Below are 18,879 nucleotides of genomic sequence, written 5' to 3' on the forward strand. Positions count from 1 at the left end.
TGTGGAAGGGGTTTAAAAGGCTAAGGGAAAATGCTCAGGAGAATATACGCTAATGTTCCCGAAATCAGCGGCGCAATGATCCAGCTCCTCACGATTCCAAGGAGCAGCCTGACATTTACCCGTTCCCCCTTGTATGTCCCCACACCCGCAACGGCACCAACAACAGCCTGTCCGGAGCTTACGGGGAGGCCGAATGAGTTGGCCAGACTTACGGCGAGGGAAGAGCCTAGCTGGGATGAAAACGCAGAGGTCGGGCCGAGGGGTGCTATGTCCTTTCCAACGGTCATTATGACCTCATAGCTGAAGCTCAGGGCTCCAAAAGTCAGGGCCATGGCCAGAACAATTTTGAAGTAACCTTCAAATCCCAGTGCCCTGGAAAGTCCGATGACGTTGGAGAGCTCATTTGTTCCGAGGTTGAATGCCGCGAATGAGGCGGAGATGAACACCAGCCACTTCTGGGTCAGCTCAATATTGGCCATTTCGTGCATCTTTCCGAGAAGGCGGGAATAGAGGTTATACATCCAGATAGCAAAGAAAGCCGCTATGAGCGGGGAGAGCACCCATGCCAGAGCGATTTTTCCGAAAACATGCCACCGAACTGGGATACCGAGCTTTATAGAAGCACCGAGAAGGCCCCCGATTATCGACTGTGTCGTTGATATTGGAATCCCCCTGAGGCTGGCAGCTGTTACAGCGACGGCTGCGCTGAAGAGGACGAGACCTATCTCTCCGGCATCCATTCCTTCTGCCAGTCCGCCCACAGTACCCGAGACGGCGGAATGGCCGAGAACCGCTCCCAGTGTGGTAAATATGCCGATTAAAAGCACGGCCTGCTTGAAGCCTATAACCTCTGAACCGACGGCGGTACCAACTGCCTTTGCGCTGTCATTTGCACCTATGGCCCATGCCATGAAGAAGGCCGCAGCAAGGAGGATCATGGTCATCACTATAGACTATATTTTCTATATAGACTATATATGACAAATTAAAAACTTTTCGTTTGAAAGTTTAGATAATAATCTAAATGTTTCAATCATGATAAAAGTTCTGCAGATAGCCGTATAGATGGAGGGTCAGATAAAAGACCGCCCAGAACCAGAGGATGATGGGGAACAGAAGCGCGTTGATGAGTTTTCCGCCCTCGAAGAGAGCCGGCAAAAGCATCGTGAAGGTCTCGAAGAACCACCAGAGGGCGAAGAGCTCAAACTGACCGGTAGCGAGCAGAAGCGGTGGGACGAACACATCGAAAAGCGCCACAACATCTGAGAGTACCAGAAAGGCCCAGTCCTTCGTGAAGCCTCCCCCGAGGTTTTTCAGGTCGCCGAGAAACCAGCGCTTCCTCTGGCGCCAGAGGACGGCAAGACTTTTCGGCATTTCCGTCCAGACCCTCGCGCGTGGGGCATAAACGACCCTTCCAAATTCTTTTATCGCCTTTGTGGTGGCGTAGTCCTCAACGAGGTCCTCAACGAAGCCGCCGATCCTCTCAAGGGCTTCCCTGCGGAAGGCCGCTATCGGACCGGGGGCGAGGCTCAGGTCATCGAGCTCCTTTGCCCGGCGGAACATCCCTATCCTCAGGTGCTCCGCATCCTGTGCCATCTCTAAGAAGGAATTGCCCTCAACCCTGACCTGGCCGCCAACGCCGAGAACATCGTCGGAGTAGAAGCGCCTCACAAGCTCCTTAACCGAATCAGGTTCGAGACGGCTGTCGGCGTCAGTCGTCACTATAATCTCCCCGGAAGCCTTCGAGAGGCCGAGGTTCAGGGCTTTGGCCTTTCCCCCGTGCTCCTTCCTGTAAACCTTCAGGCGTGGATCTTTCACGGACGATGCCGCCTCAAAGGTGTTGTCCTCGCTCCCATCGTCCACAACGATAACCTCAAAATCCGGATAGTCCTGTGAAAGGGCCGAGTTTATTGCCACCAGAACCCTTTCCCCCTCGTTGTAGGCGGGGATTATGACGGAGACCCTCGGTTCCCACTCTCTAATTCTGTAATTACAGAAAAGGCTAATTATGTAGTTGAAGAAAAAGTAGCCGTCCCAGAGGAAGATGACGACGAGGCCGAGGAGGAGCGGGTTCATGGGAATATTTAGGGGTATAGAATTTTTAATTGTGTCGATATCCTCAGAACGCAGATATGGCGCGTTGAACCCCAAAATCTACCAGCGGAGAACCTATTCACGCACTACGGTGATGTCCAGATTTTCGAAATCCCGATCAAATGTGTAAATCTCACCAATACCAAGCTCTCTCATCTTAACATAAGCCAATGCGTCGTTCACCCCGATGTTTCTCTCCTCGGCCATAAGTGAGGCCTTCAGGTAGTCCCCTGTGGAAACCGGCAGAACCTCGATGTTCTCGCTTGTCAGAATCGTCAAAAGGACTTCAGCGGCTTTTCTCTTACCTCCTTTGCTTTCAATGACGTTGGCAACTTCGCTCAGGTGGACAACTGTGGTAACCACTCTCTCGCCCTCGCTGATCCTCCCGATTATGCTCTGTGCTCTCTCCTTGATAAGTCTAACATTCTCTGGAGGCTCCTTTCTTGGCTTCAAAAACGCGTAGATGAAGACGTTGGCATCGGCGAACCTCATTCCGCCCACAGCTCCTTTTTAAGCTCCTCCCACTCCTTCAGCTCCTCCACCTCGATGCTGTCAAAGAACTTTTTCAGGTTAGCTCTTCTCCTCGGCAATAACTCTATCCTGTCGCCGAGGTCAACTATTATCACCTTATCGCCGAGCTTCTCCCTCAGCTCCTTCGGCAGGAGAAGCCGCCCCTGGGGGTCGAACCGTTTCACCATAATTTCCATGTAATCACCATTTTCTGATTAATCTCCCATGTATAAATAGTTTCTGGTAAGGAAGAAAGCTAATGAAATTCTTGACGGTCTTTGTGGGCAGTCTTTTCAATCCTGTACCTCACCACATATCGGCCGTGCTCAAACTCGTCTTCCCCGGCCTCCAAAACCTCCATGGGCTCAATCTCCAGACCGAAGTTCATCGCCTCCCATTTTATGTCGTCGAAGTAGTCGTAGAGGCCGCAGGTGGCGCAGAACGAGCCCGAGAACTCTATGATGACCTCGTCTCCCCCGATCCTCAATATCTTCGCTTGGGCCTCGCTCCCGTGAAGTCTGTTGAACTCCTCTATGACTCGCCTCAGGGATTCCATTGTCCCACCGATTCTAGTTCTTAATTGACACTTAAAAAGTTTGTTAGGACAACCGAATAATTTAAAAATTCAAAATCAAACCCCGGTTTGATGGCGACGGGGGGAATTCGACACGCTGGGAGGGAATACACGGACGAGGAGATATTCGAGATACTGAGCGAGCCGGTTAGGGAGTGGTTTAAGCGGAGATTTGGCACGTTCACACCACCGCAGAGATATGCTGTTGTGGAAATCCACAGAGGAGAGAATGTTTTAATCTCTTCACCGACAGGGAGCGGAAAGACCCTCTCGGCTTTTCTCGCGGCCATAAACGAGCTGATTTTGCTGGGAAAGGAGGGCAGGCTTGAGGATAAAATTTACGTCCTCTATATTTCACCTCTCAGGGCTCTGAACAATGACATCAGGAGAAACCTGGAGGAACCCCTCAGGGAAATCAGGAGGGTTGCAAAGGAGCTTGGCTATGAATTACCGGAGATAAGGGTTGCCGTGAGGACGAGCGACACCTCCTCATATCAAAAGCAGAAGATGGTTAGAAAGCCTCCGCACATATTAATCACAACCCCTGAGAGCCTTGCAATTGCCTTAAACGCCCCGAAGTTCAGCCAGAGACTGAAAACGGTTAAATACGTCATAGTTGATGAAGTCCATGCTCTGGCCGAGAACAAGCGCGGCACGCACCTGGCCCTGACTCTGGAGAGGCTGCAGAATTTGGCTGGCGAGTTTGTGAGAATTGGATTAAGCGCTACAATCCACCCCCTTGAAGAGGTGGCCAAGTTCGTCTTCGGGTTTAATGACGACGGAACGCCGAGGAGCGGGCTGATCGTTGATGTGAGCTTTGCAAAAAAGACGAAAATAAATGTTGAGAGCGTTGTTGAAGACCTGGTCTACACGGATGCAGGAACATTAAGTGAGGCCCTCTACCGGAGACTGCATGGCTTGATTGAGAAGCATAGAACCGTTTTAATTTTCACGAACACGAGGAGCGGGGCTGAGAGAGTGGCCTATCACCTGAAGGAGCACTTTCCGGAATATGCCGAGCTGATAGAGGCCCATCACTCAAGCCTCTCAAGGGATGTCCGTCTGGAAGTTGAGGAGAAGCTCAAAAGGGGAGAGCTCAAAACAGTTATCAGTTCCACCAGCCTTGAGCTTGGCATAGACATCGGGAGCATTGACTTGGTCGTCTTAATAGGCTCTCCAAAGAGTGTAAATAGAGCTTTGCAGAGAATAGGGAGGGCAGGCCACAGGCTCCATGAGCTCAGCAGGGGGATTATTCTCGTGCTGGACAGGGACGATTTGGTTGAATGCACCGTTTTAGCCCATAATGCGAGAAATAAGCGTCTGGACAGGATTAAAATCCCCCAAAATCCACTGGATGTTCTGGTTCAGCATGTTCTCGGCATGGCCCTTGAGAGGGTCTGGGAGGTTGAAGATGCCTACAGGCTCGTGAGGAGAGCCTACCCCTACAGAAACCTGAGCTTTGGGGACTTCATGAGCGTGCTTAGGTATCTGGCGGGGGAGTATGCCGGGCTTGAGGAGAAGAGGGTTTACGCAAAGATTTGGTTCGATGAAAGGGAAGGTAAGTTCGGAAGGAGGGGCAGGATGACGAGAGCGATTTATTACATGAACACCGGCACGATTCCGGATGAGGCCAAAATCAATGTTTATACCCTTGATAAACGTTTTATCGGAACGGTTGAGGAAGAGTTTGCCGAAAGGCTGATGCCGGGGGACATTTTTGTTCTGGCGGGCAGAACCTACGAGTTCAAAAAGTCGAGGGGGAACAGAATTTACGTGCGGCCCAGGGAGGGTGCAAAGCCCACCATCCCTGCATGGTTCTCCGAAATGCTCCCCCTCAGCTTTGACTTGGCCTTGGATATCCAGAGGTTTAGAAGGGAAGTAAAGCAGCTCCTGGAAAACAGAAGGGCCAGAATGTTTTTGATGAAAAAATACGGTATCGATGAAAAGGCTGCCGGAGCAATTCTCGGCTACTTCAGGGAGCAGGCCAGGTACTCGGTTATCCCGGATGATGAAACGCTTTTGGTGGAGGAAGTTCTTGAGGAAAACAGGGCCAAATACTTCTTCCACACGCTCATTGGGAGGAGAGCCAATGAAGCACTGAGCAGGGCATTTGCATACCTCGTGAGCAAAAAGAAGAGATGCAATGTGGGAATTGCCATCTCGGATAACGGCTTTATGTTAATTCTCCCGGGAAACCGGAGGTTAAGCGAGGAAGAAATTAAAGCACTCTTCCAGCTTGAGGATTTAAGAGAAACGCTCAAGAGAGCTTTGGACAACACGGAGCTTTTGAAAAGGCGCTTCAGGCACGTTGCCAACCGAGGCCTGCTGGTTCTGAGGCGCTACATGGGGAGGAAGAAAAGCCTGAGCAGACAGCAATTAAATGCTCAAACTCTCCTACGTTTGTTGAAGAAGAACCACCCGGACTTCCCGCTCCTTAAAGAGGTTTACCGCGAGATTATGGAGGATAAGATGGACATAGAGAATGCAGGACTTTTTTTGAGCTGGATTAAAGAGGGAAAAATCAGGGTCGTCGTTGAGAGGAACGGGCTGCCGAGTCCGTTTGCATTCAACCTGGAGGTCATTGGAGCGAGCGATGTGGTTCTGATGGAGGACAGGAGAGAGTTAATTAAACAGCTGCACAGAAAGATAATGGCGATGATTGAAGGTGATGGGCATGCCAAGGTGGAAAAAAGCGCTCTTCGCGGGCTGGATACTCCTTGATTTCCTGATGATAGTTAGCATATCCCTTTATGAAACAGGCTACACCCTGGAAGGCTACCTGCCGGCTCACGGGGAAAAAGCACTCCGTTACTCCCCCATCATCTATGCGCTGCCATCGGACAGGCCGGAACTGGTACTCTACACCTTTGAACGTTCGGGAGGGGTGACATACTATGTTCTCTGGAAAGGGGAGAACAGCGGAAAGCCCGTTGTGGACCAGCTTTATGACTATGTCAGAAGGCTCTTTTACGGCTCTGCGGAGGATATAGAATCCGTTACAGTTTATCCCCTGAACAGGACGGTAACGTTTGAGACGTATAACCATGAGAGAGTCTGGGCCACGTTCGGCGTTTTGATGTGTTCCTACGACGATTCCGTCATCAATGACTGCGTTGAAAACAGGACGCATGTTAAAATCTACACAGCCACGTGGAATCACGCCTTCTCTCTAAACCCCCAGAAAAACACGATTAGAGTTAATCTGACAATGAAGCCCATGAGCCCGACCGAGTACATACACTACGCTATATTCAGGCGGATGAACGAGAGTATTAAAGATGCCATCTATCGTGCCCTGGCCGTGGCGGCCGTGCTCACCGCCCTGATAAATCTGGCGGGCTATTATGTCCTCGTTAAGAGGGGTATTGCCGAAAGGATTAGGCTGAGATTAAAACCTTAGCTCCCGTGGCTTTTTATGAGACCTTTCATGGAACATGCCAGCGGGAAATCAAAAAACAAAAATCAGAAGGCGAGGGTCTTTATCACAAAAGCCAGCAGCTCGGCGAGTTCCCTGATTCTCGTCTCAGGCGAAGCCCCCATGTGCCCGCTCTTCGTCTCAACTCTCAGATAAACAGGGGCCCCGATATCCCTGAGTTTCTTTGCAAACTTAAGGGCATGTGCGGGGTGGACTCTATCATCGTGCAGGCCTGTGTAGATCAGCGTCGGCGGGTATTTCTGCTTTTTAACGTTGTGGTAGGGTGAATACCTGCGCAGAAACTCCCTATCCTCTGGATTATCCGGGTCCCCGTATTCTGGAATCCAGACGCTCCCTATGTAGAGCCTGTGGAAGCGGAGCATGTCTATAACGGGATAGCCTATCAAAGCGGCATCCATGACGTCCGGCCTCTGTGTTAGCACGGCCGAAACCAGAAGCCCTCCGTTGCTCCTCCCCCAGGCGGCAACTCTGTATCCTTCTCCCTTAAGCTTCTCTAGGACAGCAATGAAGTCATCAAAGACGTTCTGCTTCTTCTCCCTCATCCCCTGACGGTGCCACTCCTCACCGTATTCACTCCCGCCCCTCAGGTTTGCCATGGCGAAAGTTCCACCTCTCTCAATGAATGGAATCACCTGGGGGACGAACCTCGGGAGCAGGGCAATGTTGAAGCCTCCATACCCGAAAACCCAGGCTCTCTTGCTCTTTGCTCCTTTTTTCCTGACCATAAAATAATGAACTCTCGTTCCATCTTTGGAAACCGCAAAATCTTCACCCACCTCAAATTCTCCCTCAACCTCAACCCTGTCAACCAGTTCAAGCCCCTCTCCAAAGCGGTAAAGCCTGTAGGGAACCGTGAAGCTCTCGTATCTGAGCAGGGTATTTTTTCCATCGGTGTCAAGCGGGTAAACCTGTGCGGGCATCTCAAAGCTTATCTCCTCCACGGAATCCCCTTCAAGCGTGAAAACCCTGAGCTTTGATGATGCATGCACCAGATAGCCGGCGAGTATCTTACCATTGACGATAACCGCCCATTCGAGCGGAAACCCGTCCTCCGGAATTATCTCCCTGACTTTCCCATTTTTGATTGCAATAACCTTCCCCAGACCCCCTCCCTCTCTTGTGTGGATGTAGAGCCTTCCGCCGATGACGTCTATGGGATATGCCGGAACATCGCTTGAGTATGCCTTTTCCCACTTTTCCGGCTCATCAATCGGGCCGAGATAAATATCTGCCCTGTTCCATCCGAACGTAACCGTCAGCATTGCCATTTTTCCATCCGTGCTGCTCCTCTGCAGGTTCATGAAGTAGCCCGGGCCGAGCCCCCCGCCAAAAACCATAACCTCCCCGTCTCCCTTCTTCAGAAAAATCCTCTCCGCTGGTGGTTCCATCCCATCGGGTGTTCTTTCTTTTCGGTAGAAGCGGGCAAAGTAATAGCCCTCATCAAGAAAAACGATGTTCCTCAGGGAGGGCCTTATCTCCTCAAGGAGCTCTCCGGTTTCAACGTCAATTATCCGCGTTGTTCCCTCATCCGAGCCCCCGATCGAGAAGTTGTAGGCCAGCCTTTTTCCTTCCCTGTCAGCGGTGAAGCTCTGGAGCAGGATTTCATCGCCGAGCTCTTCCTCAAGCATTCCGGAGTCAACCACAACCTCACCGGTTTCAAGGAGCTTTATGAGCTGTTTCCCTGATTCGTTTATCTTCACAAACGTTCCTTTCTTTGTAATCCGGGCCCCCCAGATGTTGGGGAGGTAGTAGTGCTTCCTCACTTCATCAATCAGCCTTTCCGGCAGATCCCCGATGAATTCTCTAAAGCGCCTGTTCTCCTCCTCGATGAACTTCAGAACCCTCTCGTCACTCAGGTTCTCCATCCAGATGTGTGCATCATCCATTTAAACCACCGTTAAGATGTTGGGCTTAACGTGTACAGGGTTATCTCTGCAACCCTTAAATAATTTGCCTTCCTAATTTTTCCGGTGGTCTGGATGATTCTCAGGGGAAAAGTTGCTGGCAGCGAAGTTCCACGCTTCAGGCACAGGTGGTTCGGAATCCTTGAAGCTGATGTAAATGGCGAAATATACAGGCTCTACATGAGCGGCGTTGCCCAGTGGTTTGTGACGGGAGATGAAGTCGAGATTCATGTGAGGAAAAAACCGGGAGGCAAAACGCTCGATTTCGATGATTACGAACTCTACAGGTTCTACCATGGCGATAAAATCAAAGTGTGGCCGCTGTGGGAAAGGGAATATGAAGCAAAGCGCTACTCACCGCTAACCGGGGAGCTGCTCTATACATACAAAATCAAGGCGAGGGAAGCTAAGTATGAGTCTGACTTTGAGGCAATAGCGGAGCTTGAGCAGTACCACTATGCATCCCAGAAGGAGAAGGTTGCGCTCTGGAGATGCAAAAACGGGCACATATTCGAGGCGAATACAAAGCAGGCCTGTCCGGTCTGCGGTGCCGAGAGCCATATCCTGGAGATTAAGGGTTCAACCCCTGCCTCGCGCTTTCTAATCCTTGAGCTTGAGAACAGGGAGGAATATGAGCCGAGGGTTTTGGCATACGTCCGAGTTGACCCGCCGATTCCCCTGATGCACAGACGGTTGCCCAACGGCGAAATAGAGAGGAGCATACGTGAGAGGGTCTTCCCGGAAGACTGGTTCCACCCCGCATTCTGGCCCGAGCGTATAATGAGGGAGCTTTATGAGGAGCTCAGGAAGAAATATCCCGGGAGGGTCGCCCGCTCAATGCTCTGGGAAAAAGCAAAGTGGCAGGCCTTGAGGGAGAGCAACACCGCAGGAGCGAGAATTGCAAGGGTTGTTGTCCACCCGGACTACCGCTCCGATGGGCTCGGCCAGCTCAGCGTTAGGGCTGCATTGGAGTGGATTAAGGAGAGAAGAATTCCCGAGATGAGGAAGAGAAAGCACATCGTTGAGACCATAGCCCAGATGGCTCGCTACAATCCCTTCTTTGAAAAGGTTGGCTTCAGGTTCCTCTGGGAAACGGCAAGCGGGAGGCCTGTTCTATTTTATCCGCTAAGCGAAGAGGCCCGGGAGTACATGGAGCGCTTTTTAAGGGATGACCCGCATGCTCCCGAGGATGGAAGGCTCTGGAGGCCGAGCTATGGTAAGGTTGAGCCGTTAAATGGTTCGATAGTCTTCAGAAACGTGAGCAAGGTCTTTGAGAGCGAACTTAATATAAAAGGCCTTCCGGAGGAGATTCAGGAGCTTTTGAAGGCTTTTGGAGTCAGGCACAGGGTGATTCAGAGACCTGTTTTGAGGAACTTAAACTTTGAAATTAAGCCCGGGGAGCTAGTCGTGGTCGTTGGGGCGAGCGGTGCCGGAAAGACGACCCTCCTGAGGTTGATCCTCGGGGCTGCGAAGGGCTACTGGGAGGAGCGCTTTAGGCCGACAGGCGGAAAAATCGAAGTACCGGCAAATGTTAGGGTCTCGGTACTTATCCCGGGTGAATCCGAGCCGGAGTTCGGGAGTGAGAGCATACTGGAGCACGTTTACAGGAGAATCAGGGATTTAAACGCTGCAGTTGAGGTTTTGAATCGCTCCGGCCTGAGCGATGCCGTGCTCTACAGGGCGAAGTTTTCCGAGCTTTCAACAGGGCAGAAGGAAAGGGCCAAGATAGCCTCCCTGCTTGCGGAGAAGCCGAATCTGCTGCTCATGGACGAGTTCGCCGCTCACCTTGATGCTCTAACAGCAATGCGCGTGGCCAAGAAGGTTAGCGGAATAATAAGGGATGCTGGCATTACCGCGGTGATAATCACCCACAGAAAGGAGGTCGTTAAAGCCCTAGACCCGGATAAGGTGCTCTTCGTGGGTTACGGCACTGCCAGGATGCAGGCTAAATCGGAAGGCCGGGAAGAGGGCCATAAAGCAGCCTCAGCAGACCAACCAGCACAGGCTGATGAATCAGGTAAATCTTGAGGGTGTGCCTGCCTGCAAAACAGAGAAATGAGAGGACGGTGCTGCGGGGAATGTTAAGCTCCGGCTTTCTCATGCCTTCGGGATAGAACATGCTCCCGGCTGCGAGTCCGAGGAGGTAAACTCCGAACCACGGGAAGATGGGGAAATAATCAGGCGAATAGAACCTTCTCGGGGTGATGCCGAGCGGGAGGAGCCATATGGAGCCGTGCAGCTGGCCCACCCACAGGGATCCGAGTATAAAAAACAGAGCCCAGAGAAGGTTATACCTTCCGAATCTATGGAAGGGGATTGCTATAAGGCTCGCAGTTCCGAGAAAATGGAGTATGCCAAAGTACACCGTCATGCCCCTAAGGAGAAAGTGCGTGACGAGGGTTATGAGAATTCCAAGTCCGAAGAGCTTCAGAAATCGCCTCAAATACTTGGGATAGGGGCGGACGGTTCTTTTAACCGTTCGGGAATAGCTTATCCAGAATGAAAGCCCCGATATGAAGACAAATATAAAGGCGGTGGTCACGGCAAAAAAGCCCCAGAAGATCCTGTGCTCCGAATATCCAAGAAAGAGCTGGAGGTCGGTGATGAAGTTGGAGACCACCATCATGGATATGCCAACTCCCCTCAGGAAGTCCACCTCCCAGAACCGTCCGTGACTGTAGGCACCAACTCCGGGCATAAACATAATTCGTCTAACTTCTTAAAAAGTGCTCGAAAGCTCAGAGCAGAACGCATAGTACATCAAAAAACGCCGAGCCGAGCCAGTGGAGCAGGAAGCTCGGGAGAAAGCTCCTACCCTTTAAATCCATCTTGGCAAAGAGGATTCCCGCAAAGAACGCGTAGGGGATTTCGATGCCCGGCTTCCCGATATGGACGAGCGTATAGGGGATGTCCTGGGCAAAAATCGCCAGCCACTCGTTTTTTTCCGCCAGGGGAAATAGAAGAATTCCCCTGTAGAATGCCTCATGGGCGAGCATCATTACCCCGACCACAAGCTCCTTGAGAAGGAAATCCCCCCAGCCGGAATAGCTGAATATGGGGTAGTAGTTCTTCATGGAGGGGACGGTTGTCCCGTAAAGGCTTATCGGGATTGAAATCAGGAAAAAAACTGCAAACCATCTGTAGCCCTCCCTCTTCCCCGGCTGAAAGCCGAGCTCCCCGGGTTTGAAGCCGAGCAGACGGGCGAGGAGGAGGGGCAGAAGGATGTAGAGAAGGGCCTCGTAAGCAGCCCACTCAAAAAGGCTGTTCCCCCTGCGCCACACAAGCGGAATAAAAAGCAGCGAGAGTGCATAGAGTGCCCACGGATTCTTCCGGAGTCTCATGCAGAATACTAAACTTGGAAAAGATAAAAAGTTTTGGCATCATCCCGCGTCTTCTTTCTTCTTTCTGGTTGCTTCCCGCTTTCTGCTTGCCGCCCTCTTCCTCACGGTCTTGGATTTCTTGGTGCTCTTTACGGGCCTGTCCTCACCCTCTTCCCCTTCTCCCGGTTCTTCTGTTTCGGTGCTCCCCTCGGCATTTTCTCTCTTTGATTCCTGCTCCCCTGCAGTTTTCTCTTCACCCGGCTCCTTAACTTCCTCCGTTTCAGCAGGCCCTTCCTCCTGCTCCATCTCGGCCTCCGGCGGCCTGAGGAGCTCCTCAACACCCGGCTTGAACTCGACCTCTTCATAGCCTATGAACTTGAGGTCGCTTTCGAGGAGTATCTCACCGAGGATCAGGGTGTTTCTGTCAATCTCAGGGTCTTTGAACACAACCTTGACGTCCTTCTCGCCAACCTCAATCGTGACTTTGTCAAGGTCTATTCTTGGAAGTCTGAGCTCTATAAGGCCCTTTACCCTCTCTATAGGATCATCAATCTTCTCCAGTATCTCAACCTCGTAGAGGAGCGTCTTGCCGGCAAACGGATGGTTGAAGTCGACCCTGACCCTGCCGCTCGAAACGCTCAGAACCCTGCCCTTGAGTTTTTTCCCTCCTTCGGTGGTTACCTCCACGTCCATTCCGGGGAACGGGTAGAGTCCCTGCCTCCTGAACTGACCGAGGGTGAAGGTCTTGATGAGCTTTGGATCGCGCTTTCCGAAGCCCTTCTCAGGCGGAACAAGTATCTCGTATTTTTTACCGACTTCCAGACCTTCCAGCTGTTCGTCAAGGCCCTTTATAACATGCCCCGCACCAACCGCTATCGGAACCGGGCCGTAGATACCCTTTTCACTGTAGATGCCAGCCTCCCTGGCGGTCTCTTCAAAGGTTGTGTCAAAAATCTCTCCTGTCTCCTTTATTTTTCCCGTGTAGTGGAGCCTTACAACGTCCCCTCTCTTTATCTTCATGAGCATGACCTCCCTTTCCTTTCGCTGCTCTAAGATTGAGAAGAGGGTTTTTAAGCTTTTGCAGATGAAGGGGCGTGTCTGATATTGTTGATGGAGGGAGTAGATTTAAACACGCCCGCAGGTGAAGCGATAACCTAATAAAACATGCTCCTGAACGTAACCCGGTGATGAAAAAATGGGAATTAGGGTGTATAATACCCTGACGAAGCAAAAGGAGGAGTTCAGGCCGTTAAGGAAAGGAGAGGTCAGGATGTATGTATGTGGGCCAACTGTTTATGATTACACTCATCTCGGCCACGCGAGGACATACATAGCCTTTGACGTCATAAGGCGCTATCTTGAGCACAGAGGCTACACCGTCCTTATGGTCATGAACTTCACGGACATAGACGACAAGATCATCAGGCGTGCCAACGAAACCGGCGAAGACCCGAAGGAGCTGGCTGAGAAGTTCCTGAAGTACTTCCTCGAAGACATGGCCGCCCTCAAGGTCAAGCCCGCCGATATTTACCCGCGCGTTACCGAGCACATCGAGGACATCATAGACTTCGTGAAAAAGCTGGAGGAGAAGGGCTACGCCTACGAAGGCTCTGACGGCGTTTACTTCGAGGTTCAGAGGTTCAGGGAGTACGGAAAGCTCAGCGGGATAAAGCTTGAAGAGCTCAGGAAGGGTGCAAGAGTTGAGCCCGGCGAGGGCAAGAAGAACCCTGAAGACTTTGCCCTCTGGAAGAAGGCCAAGCCCGGGGAGCCCAAATGGGAAAGCCCATGGGGCGAGGGAAGGCCCGGCTGGCACATAGAGTGCTCCACGATGAGCACCAAGTACCTCGGGGAGAGCTTCGACATCCACGGCGGAGGCAACGACCTCATCTTCCCGCACCACGAGAACGAGATAGCCCAGACCGAGGCCTGCACCGGGCACGAGTGGGTTCACTACTGGCTCCACACCGGCTTCCTGATGGTCAACGGCGAGAAGATGAGCAAGAGCCTCGGCAACTTCGTGACGATACGGGAGATGCTCGAACGCTACGACCCGGAGGTCATCAGACTCTTCGTCCTCCAGAGGCACTACCGCTCGCCCCTCGACTACACGGAGGAGGGCATGGAGCACGCCAGGAACAACCTTGAGCGTCTGTATAACACCCTTGAGAACATAAGGATTGCACTTGAAAAGGCCGAGATTTCATTCACGTGGGGTAGAGAGGAGTTCGAGGCCTACGAGGCCATGAGGAACGCGAGGGAGAAGTTCTACGAGGCGATGGACGACGACTTCAACACGGCTGAAGCCATGAAGGCTGTCTTCGAGGTAAGCGGTGCCGTGAACAGGTACCTCAGCAGGGTCGAAAAGCCGAAGGAGAGCATCCTCCGCAAGGCGATGGAGTTCTTCAAAGCTGTAAGCGAGGTCTTCGGCATCTTTGAGGACTACTTCAGAGAGCAGAAAGCCGGTGAGGAGGAAGCTTTGATAGAGCTCCTCATAGAGGTGCGCGCCCAGCTCAGAAAGGAGAGGAACTTCGCCCTGGCGGACAAGATAAGGGCCCAGCTCAGGGAGCTCGGCATTCAGCTGGAGGACACTCCAAAGGGGACGGTATGGAAGAGGGTTAAACTCTAAATTTAACCTCTCTTTCCTGTGGAGTGATTGAAATGGACTCGATTGGGGTTAGGCGGCTTTACGTTCTTTTATCTCTGCCCGCGGTCATGCTGTTTCTGGCAGTGCTTCTTGACAGGCCGGGAAATATAGTTAGGGGACTTGAGGCAATAGTCCTCCACTCCGACGTCCTCCTTGTGGACTACATCGCCGTAGGGGGAATCGGGGCGGCCCTTGTTAACTCCGCCCTCCTTACCCTCGCAAACATCTACATCCTGTGGAGGCTGAAAATCGAGCCAACGGGCCCAATAATAGCGGCGGTCCTGACGATAGCGGGATTTGCCTTCATGGGCAAGAACATCGTCAACATCTGGCCCATCTATCTGGGGGGATACATCTACACGAGGTACAAGGGAACCCCCTTCAAGAGCGTCATCCTCATCATGATGTTCGCCACGACCCTCTCACCGCTTGTGACCGAACTCTTCCTTAATAAATCCCTCGGATTTGCTGCCCCCCTTGTGGCACTCCTGGGCGGTGCCCTCGTGGGATTCATAATGATCCCCCTGTCGGCCCACATGCTTAGGGTTCACGATGGATACAACCTCTACAACATAGGCTTTACCGGAGGTCTTCTGGGCGGCGTTCTGATGGCCATAAAACGCGGTTTTGGGATAGAAACCCGGGGACAGCTGATACTGAGCTCCCAGTATGACGTCCCGCTAAAACTGATGATGCTTCTGTTTTCCCTGCTCTTCCTCATTCTGGGATTCCACATGAACAGAAAGAGCTTCAGGGGATACAGGAGGGTACTCGCCCTTAACGGGCGTATAGTCACGGATTTCGTCCAGCTTGAGGGATTCGGCATTTCGCTGGTGAACATGGGTGTTATGGGCCTCCTTGGACTTGGAACCGTGGCCCTCGCTGGAAGCCCGGTTAACGGGCCCGTTGTGGCGGGAATTCTAACGGTAATGGGCTTTGCCGCCTTTGGAAAGCACCCCCTCAACTCTCTGCCGGTGATTGCCGGTGTTTTCCTCGGGGAACTGCTGATTTTCAGGAACGTGAACCCCACGATACTCGCCATAACCGCACTCTTCGGGACAACTCTGGCCCCCGTGGCGGGTTCATTCGGGGCCTTGATGGGAGTTGTTGCGGGGTTGCTGCACATGTTTGTCGTCCTCAACGTGGGATACCTCCACGGCGGGATAAACCTCTACAACAACGGATTTTCCGGGGGTATCGTTGCCGCAATCCTCGTGCCAATCCTCCGGGCCTTTGAGAGGGAGGTGAGGTAAATGGATGAAGAGCCCAAGAAAGTGGCAAAAATTGTGGACGAGCTCGTGACGTTCTGTCTGTATCACGGGGCCAGGAGAATGAGCATCCACATCACCGACGATGGGGAGGGTTTTATGATACACCTTCACGTTGAGGGGATAGACAGGGATGACCCCCTTGCCAGGGAACTCCTCAAACTCCTATCGCTGCCGAAGCACGCCGAAATCAGTGAGTACTACTGGACGCTTATGGGGGAAGTCGAGGAGGACAGCGAACTGTCGCTCGTTGGAATGATGACGGACAGGGCGGAGATAGAGTTTGAGGGCAATTCACTGCGTCTGCTGCTCTACCGGAAGAAGGATACGAAATAAGGGCCGTCCGCGCCTTATATCATTTTCCCAAAACGCTTAAATACCTCCTAGTATCCGCTCAATTAAGGGAAATCCAATGAAAGAGTTTCCGGCTTATCTGGCTTCTTGGGAAGATATTGAGAGATGGGCAAAAAAGGGCGCATGGAAGGTTCTCGAAAGCGAATGGAGGCCCGATGTCATAGTTGGCCTCGCAAGAGGCGGCTGGGTTGCGGCAAGGCTCTACTGCGACTACCTCGGCATCAAAGACCTCGTGAGCGTGAAGGTCGAGCACTGGGGTGTAACTGCCACTCCGGACGGAAAGGCAAGGCTCAAGTACGGCAGCAGCTACAGCCTCGAAGGCAAAAAAGTCCTGATTGTCGATGACATCAGCGACACAGGTGAAAGCCTGACCCTTGCCAAGAACTACGTTGAAAGCCAGAACCCTGCTGAAGTCAGGGTTGCGACGCTGCTGACCATAAAGGGCTCCCGCTTCAAACCGGACTTCTACGGGGAGGAAATCGACTGGGCGTGGATAGTGTTCCCGTGGAACTTCGTTGAGGACATGATAAACCTCGTCAGCAATCTCTTTGAAGAGAAGTCAGAACTCACGATAAAAGACATTACAGGGCTTTTCAAGAAGCTCCATGGTATCGAAGTTCCAAAAGAGAAGCTTGAAGAGGCCCTCAAATTCGCCGAGAAGAGAAAAGTATTTAAGAGAAAAGGCGAAATCTGGACTCGGTGATAGCTTGAATAAGGATGAGATGGTCAGGGCAATAAGGGAGCACAGCAACTATTCCCGTGAAATCTACGAGATGCATGAGGACAGCATAAACACCGCCCTTGAAAACTATGACCGGCTCAAGGAGGATTATCTGAGCGACCATTCGAGGGCCAGAATCGTCAGAATAGTTTTTAATGAGGATAACGACCTCCCGCTGGCGATAGAGTTCAACAAGAAGGACGACTCGTTCAAAGGCTTTACAATAGCAATAGGCAAGCCGCACATAAAGAGCAACGGGAATGCGCCTCAGGAAGACGCCAGCGGCTGAACATAGAAGCCCATTTCTATCTCTTTTCCGGTGAATATCTCATAGCTCGACAGGTAGTATGTCGGATTCCTGTAGAGTCTCGTTCCGTACCTGTCAGCACCGGCGATCCAGATGATGTAGTTTTCCGGATTGAGGGGGTTTCTGATGGCCATTATGACGGATGCTCTGGAATAGCCCGCATTCTCGCCCTCAAGGATGTTGTTTCCGGTGAGTATGAAAGACGTAACTTTCCAGTTCCGGTGCTCCAGAACCCATTCATCTCCATATTTCATAAAGCGAAGCGGGAAAAAACTCTGCATCTCGGCAACAACCTTGTTGGCCACAGGCCCGCCGACGAGGACGAGGTTTTCCTTCAGCTCTTCACCGGTGACATTTATGTCGGCTTTAACCTCAACATCGACGTTTTCCGGCCACTGCGAGTAGAATGTCCTCAGATAATCCGCCACGGCCCCAGCTGTTTCCTCGTCGTACTCAACGCCCTTCGGGTCTGGATTCCGGGTGCCGTATATTATGATGACCTTTCCCTTCACCGCACCCCTGTCGAGTGCCCTGAGCGGTGTGACAGGAACGCGCTCCTGATAGAGCTCCCCGGCTTTTTCCGGAGGAATCCGTCTCCCGAGCTCCTTCGCCATCTCCTGAACGTAATCCGTTAGGGATTTACCCTCCCGCAGGCTCATGTTCGTGTATTTTTCATACATATCCACGGTCTCATCAATCCAGAACTCCCCCCATGCCCTCTGCATCCACATGGCCAGTTGGGTGTAGTTCTCGTTAACGTGGCTCAATGCGAAATCCTCCCATCCATCTGCAAAGCCCTCGTATATCATCCCGAAACTTCCCCAGAAGTGTATGTCATAGCGGGCCAGATATGGCATGTCTTTCTCTATGGTGCTCTCCAGATAGGTGAGGTTTAGAAGTGCCTCGCCGCTTTTCCAGAGCGCTCCCGTGGTTATATCATGCCCGAGTTCATGATATATAAATCCGAGATAGTTGAGCTCATCCAGCTTCATGCTCCTGATGAAGTCCCTGTTTAGGGGCAGGCCGAACATCGTGTCCCTTGCAGTTCTGTAGCTCCACTCCGTCCTCTGGGGCACCCTTCTCACAAGGGGCGGCATGCCGCCGGCTCCATAGATTTGAGTTCCGTTTATCTTGGGATTAAAGCTGTGCCCGTGGATGGCGACGAGGTAGGGGTGAAGGAACTCAAAGCGCACGCCGGATATGTTGATGTATCTGCCCATGAATCCATCGGGAGGCAGAAGCCCCAGCGCGTTTATGTAAATTTCCAGATCATCCCGGTAGTGGCCCCGGTGGCTGTCGTAAAAGGTCATAAAATCCGTTTTTTCTGCAAAATCCCTCAGGGCATCTAAAAAGCTGAGAAGCCACCTGTCGGTTACGGGCACCATCGGCTTCAGCCCTGGAGGTTCCGAACACATGAGGAGAGCCGCTTCGATGTTGAAGAGCATCATGTCCCTTTGAGGGATTGAGCCGGTGTATCCAAGACGCTCCCTGAGCATCTTAACGGCCTGATGATTTTTATATGCCCCAAAATAGGAGTCGACATCATCGAGGTAGCTTCCCCGGTTTATGATGAAGGGGTCGCTCCTGCCGAAGGCAAGGTAATAGACAACAGAGAACAGCTCCGAATTGGGGCTTATCTCAACTGAAACTTTCGGGCTGATGTCATATGCACCCGCCGGAACAGCGGAGCTTATGAAAAGAAGCAGGATTATTAACGCCACCAGTCTCTTCATGACGACACCCTGTA

Annotated in this window: 18 protein-coding genes; 8 read left to right on the forward strand and 10 right to left on the reverse strand. The window is 52.0% G+C overall.

The window, feature by feature from the left end; genetic code table 11:
* Positions 1-20: 20 nt before the first annotated feature.
* From ACYQ27_RS05695 to ACYQ27_RS05715, 5 genes are all read right to left on the reverse strand, one after another.
* Positions 21-938, reverse strand: a complete 918-nt coding sequence (locus ACYQ27_RS05695) for an inorganic phosphate transporter (RefSeq protein ID WP_460041223.1) — start codon at positions 936-938, stop codon at positions 21-23.
* A 91-nt stretch (positions 939-1,029) separates the two neighbouring features.
* On the reverse strand, positions 1,030-2,076 hold the full coding sequence (locus ACYQ27_RS05700) for a glycosyltransferase family 2 protein (protein ID WP_460041224.1): 1,047 nt from the start codon (positions 2,074-2,076) through the stop codon (positions 1,030-1,032).
* 93 nt (positions 2,077-2,169) lie between these two features.
* Complete coding sequence (locus ACYQ27_RS05705; RefSeq protein WP_460041815.1) at positions 2,170-2,586, reverse strand: type II toxin-antitoxin system VapC family toxin; 417 nt, start codon at positions 2,584-2,586, stop codon at positions 2,170-2,172.
* The gene (locus ACYQ27_RS05710; RefSeq protein WP_456394291.1) at positions 2,583-2,801 is read right to left on the reverse strand and encodes a division/cell wall cluster transcriptional repressor MraZ; all 219 of its coding nucleotides are present in this window, start codon (positions 2,799-2,801) and stop codon (positions 2,583-2,585) included. Before ACYQ27_RS05710 ends, ACYQ27_RS05705 begins: the two co-directional genes overlap by 4 nt.
* A gap of 59 nt (positions 2,802-2,860) precedes the next feature.
* Positions 2,861-3,160, reverse strand: a complete 300-nt coding sequence (locus ACYQ27_RS05715) for a hypothetical protein (protein ID WP_460041225.1) — start codon at positions 3,158-3,160, stop codon at positions 2,861-2,863.
* Between the two features lie 90 nt (positions 3,161-3,250).
* On the opposite strand from ACYQ27_RS05715, the gene ACYQ27_RS05720 reads away from it, so the two are divergent.
* Positions 3,251-5,899 carry an ATP-dependent helicase gene (locus ACYQ27_RS05720; protein ID WP_460041226.1) on the forward strand — a complete coding sequence of 883 codons (2,649 nt, stop codon included), beginning with the start codon at positions 3,251-3,253 and terminating at the stop codon, positions 5,897-5,899.
* Entirely contained in the window at positions 5,847-6,578 is a 732-nt protein-coding gene (locus tag ACYQ27_RS05725) for a hypothetical protein (protein WP_456453478.1), read from the forward strand. The genes ACYQ27_RS05720 and ACYQ27_RS05725 overlap by 53 nt, the downstream gene beginning before the upstream one ends.
* Positions 6,579-6,640: 62 nt before the next feature.
* Here ACYQ27_RS05725 and ACYQ27_RS05730 read toward each other — a convergent pair whose 3' ends face one another.
* The gene (locus ACYQ27_RS05730; protein WP_460041227.1) at positions 6,641-8,500 is read right to left on the reverse strand and encodes a prolyl oligopeptidase family serine peptidase; all 1,860 of its coding nucleotides are present in this window, start codon (positions 8,498-8,500) and stop codon (positions 6,641-6,643) included.
* A 93-nt stretch (positions 8,501-8,593) separates the two neighbouring features.
* Between ACYQ27_RS05730 and ACYQ27_RS05735 the strand changes: the two genes are divergently transcribed.
* The gene (locus ACYQ27_RS05735) at positions 8,594-10,546 is read left to right on the forward strand and encodes a GNAT family N-acetyltransferase (protein WP_460041816.1); all 1,953 of its coding nucleotides are present in this window, start codon (positions 8,594-8,596) and stop codon (positions 10,544-10,546) included.
* On the opposite strand, the gene ACYQ27_RS05740 is transcribed toward ACYQ27_RS05735, so the two are convergent.
* Genes ACYQ27_RS05740 through ACYQ27_RS05750 form a run of 3 tightly spaced genes read right to left on the reverse strand, consistent with a single transcriptional unit; the run spans position 10,464 to position 12,858 of the window.
* A complete protein-coding gene (locus ACYQ27_RS05740) occupies positions 10,464-11,216 on the reverse strand; it encodes a heparan-alpha-glucosaminide N-acetyltransferase (RefSeq protein WP_460041228.1) in 753 nt (250 codons plus the stop codon). The genes ACYQ27_RS05735 and ACYQ27_RS05740 overlap by 83 nt on opposite strands.
* Positions 11,217-11,256: 40 nt before the next feature.
* Positions 11,257-11,859 carry a CPBP family archaeomyxosortase MrtA gene (gene mrtA / locus ACYQ27_RS05745; RefSeq protein WP_456453469.1) on the reverse strand — a complete coding sequence of 201 codons (603 nt, stop codon included), beginning with the start codon at positions 11,857-11,859 and terminating at the stop codon, positions 11,257-11,259.
* Between the two features lie 39 nt (positions 11,860-11,898).
* Positions 11,899-12,858 carry an FKBP-type peptidyl-prolyl cis-trans isomerase gene (locus tag ACYQ27_RS05750; protein ID WP_456453468.1) on the reverse strand — a complete coding sequence of 320 codons (960 nt, stop codon included), beginning with the start codon at positions 12,856-12,858 and terminating at the stop codon, positions 11,899-11,901.
* Positions 12,859-13,033: 175 nt separating this feature from the next.
* Between ACYQ27_RS05750 and cysS the strand changes: the two genes are divergently transcribed.
* The 5 genes from cysS (at position 13,034) to ACYQ27_RS05775 (ending at position 17,114) form a co-directional block, all read left to right on the forward strand.
* Entirely contained in the window at positions 13,034-14,464 is a 1,431-nt protein-coding gene (gene cysS, locus ACYQ27_RS05755) for a cysteine--tRNA ligase (protein WP_460041229.1), read from the forward strand.
* Between the two features lie 32 nt (positions 14,465-14,496).
* Positions 14,497-15,735: a DUF1576 domain-containing protein gene (locus ACYQ27_RS05760; RefSeq protein WP_460041817.1), complete on the forward strand. Its 1,239-nt coding sequence runs from the start codon at positions 14,497-14,499 to the stop codon at positions 15,733-15,735.
* A complete protein-coding gene (locus tag ACYQ27_RS05765; protein WP_460041230.1) occupies positions 15,736-16,086 on the forward strand; it encodes a hypothetical protein in 351 nt (116 codons plus the stop codon).
* Positions 16,087-16,162: 76 nt separating this feature from the next.
* Positions 16,163-16,807 carry a phosphoribosyltransferase gene (locus ACYQ27_RS05770; protein ID WP_460041231.1) on the forward strand — a complete coding sequence of 215 codons (645 nt, stop codon included), beginning with the start codon at positions 16,163-16,165 and terminating at the stop codon, positions 16,805-16,807.
* A gap of 19 nt (positions 16,808-16,826) precedes the next feature.
* On the forward strand, positions 16,827-17,114 hold the full coding sequence (locus ACYQ27_RS05775; RefSeq protein WP_456397030.1) for a hypothetical protein: 288 nt from the start codon (positions 16,827-16,829) through the stop codon (positions 17,112-17,114).
* Here the strand turns inward: ACYQ27_RS05775 and ACYQ27_RS05780 are convergent.
* Entirely contained in the window at positions 17,093-18,865 is a 1,773-nt protein-coding gene (locus ACYQ27_RS05780; RefSeq protein ID WP_460041232.1) for a DUF4932 domain-containing protein, read from the reverse strand. The genes ACYQ27_RS05775 and ACYQ27_RS05780 overlap by 22 nt on opposite strands.
* Positions 18,866-18,879 lie beyond the last annotated feature (14 nt).

Source organism: Thermococcus atlanticus, assembly GCF_054657855.1.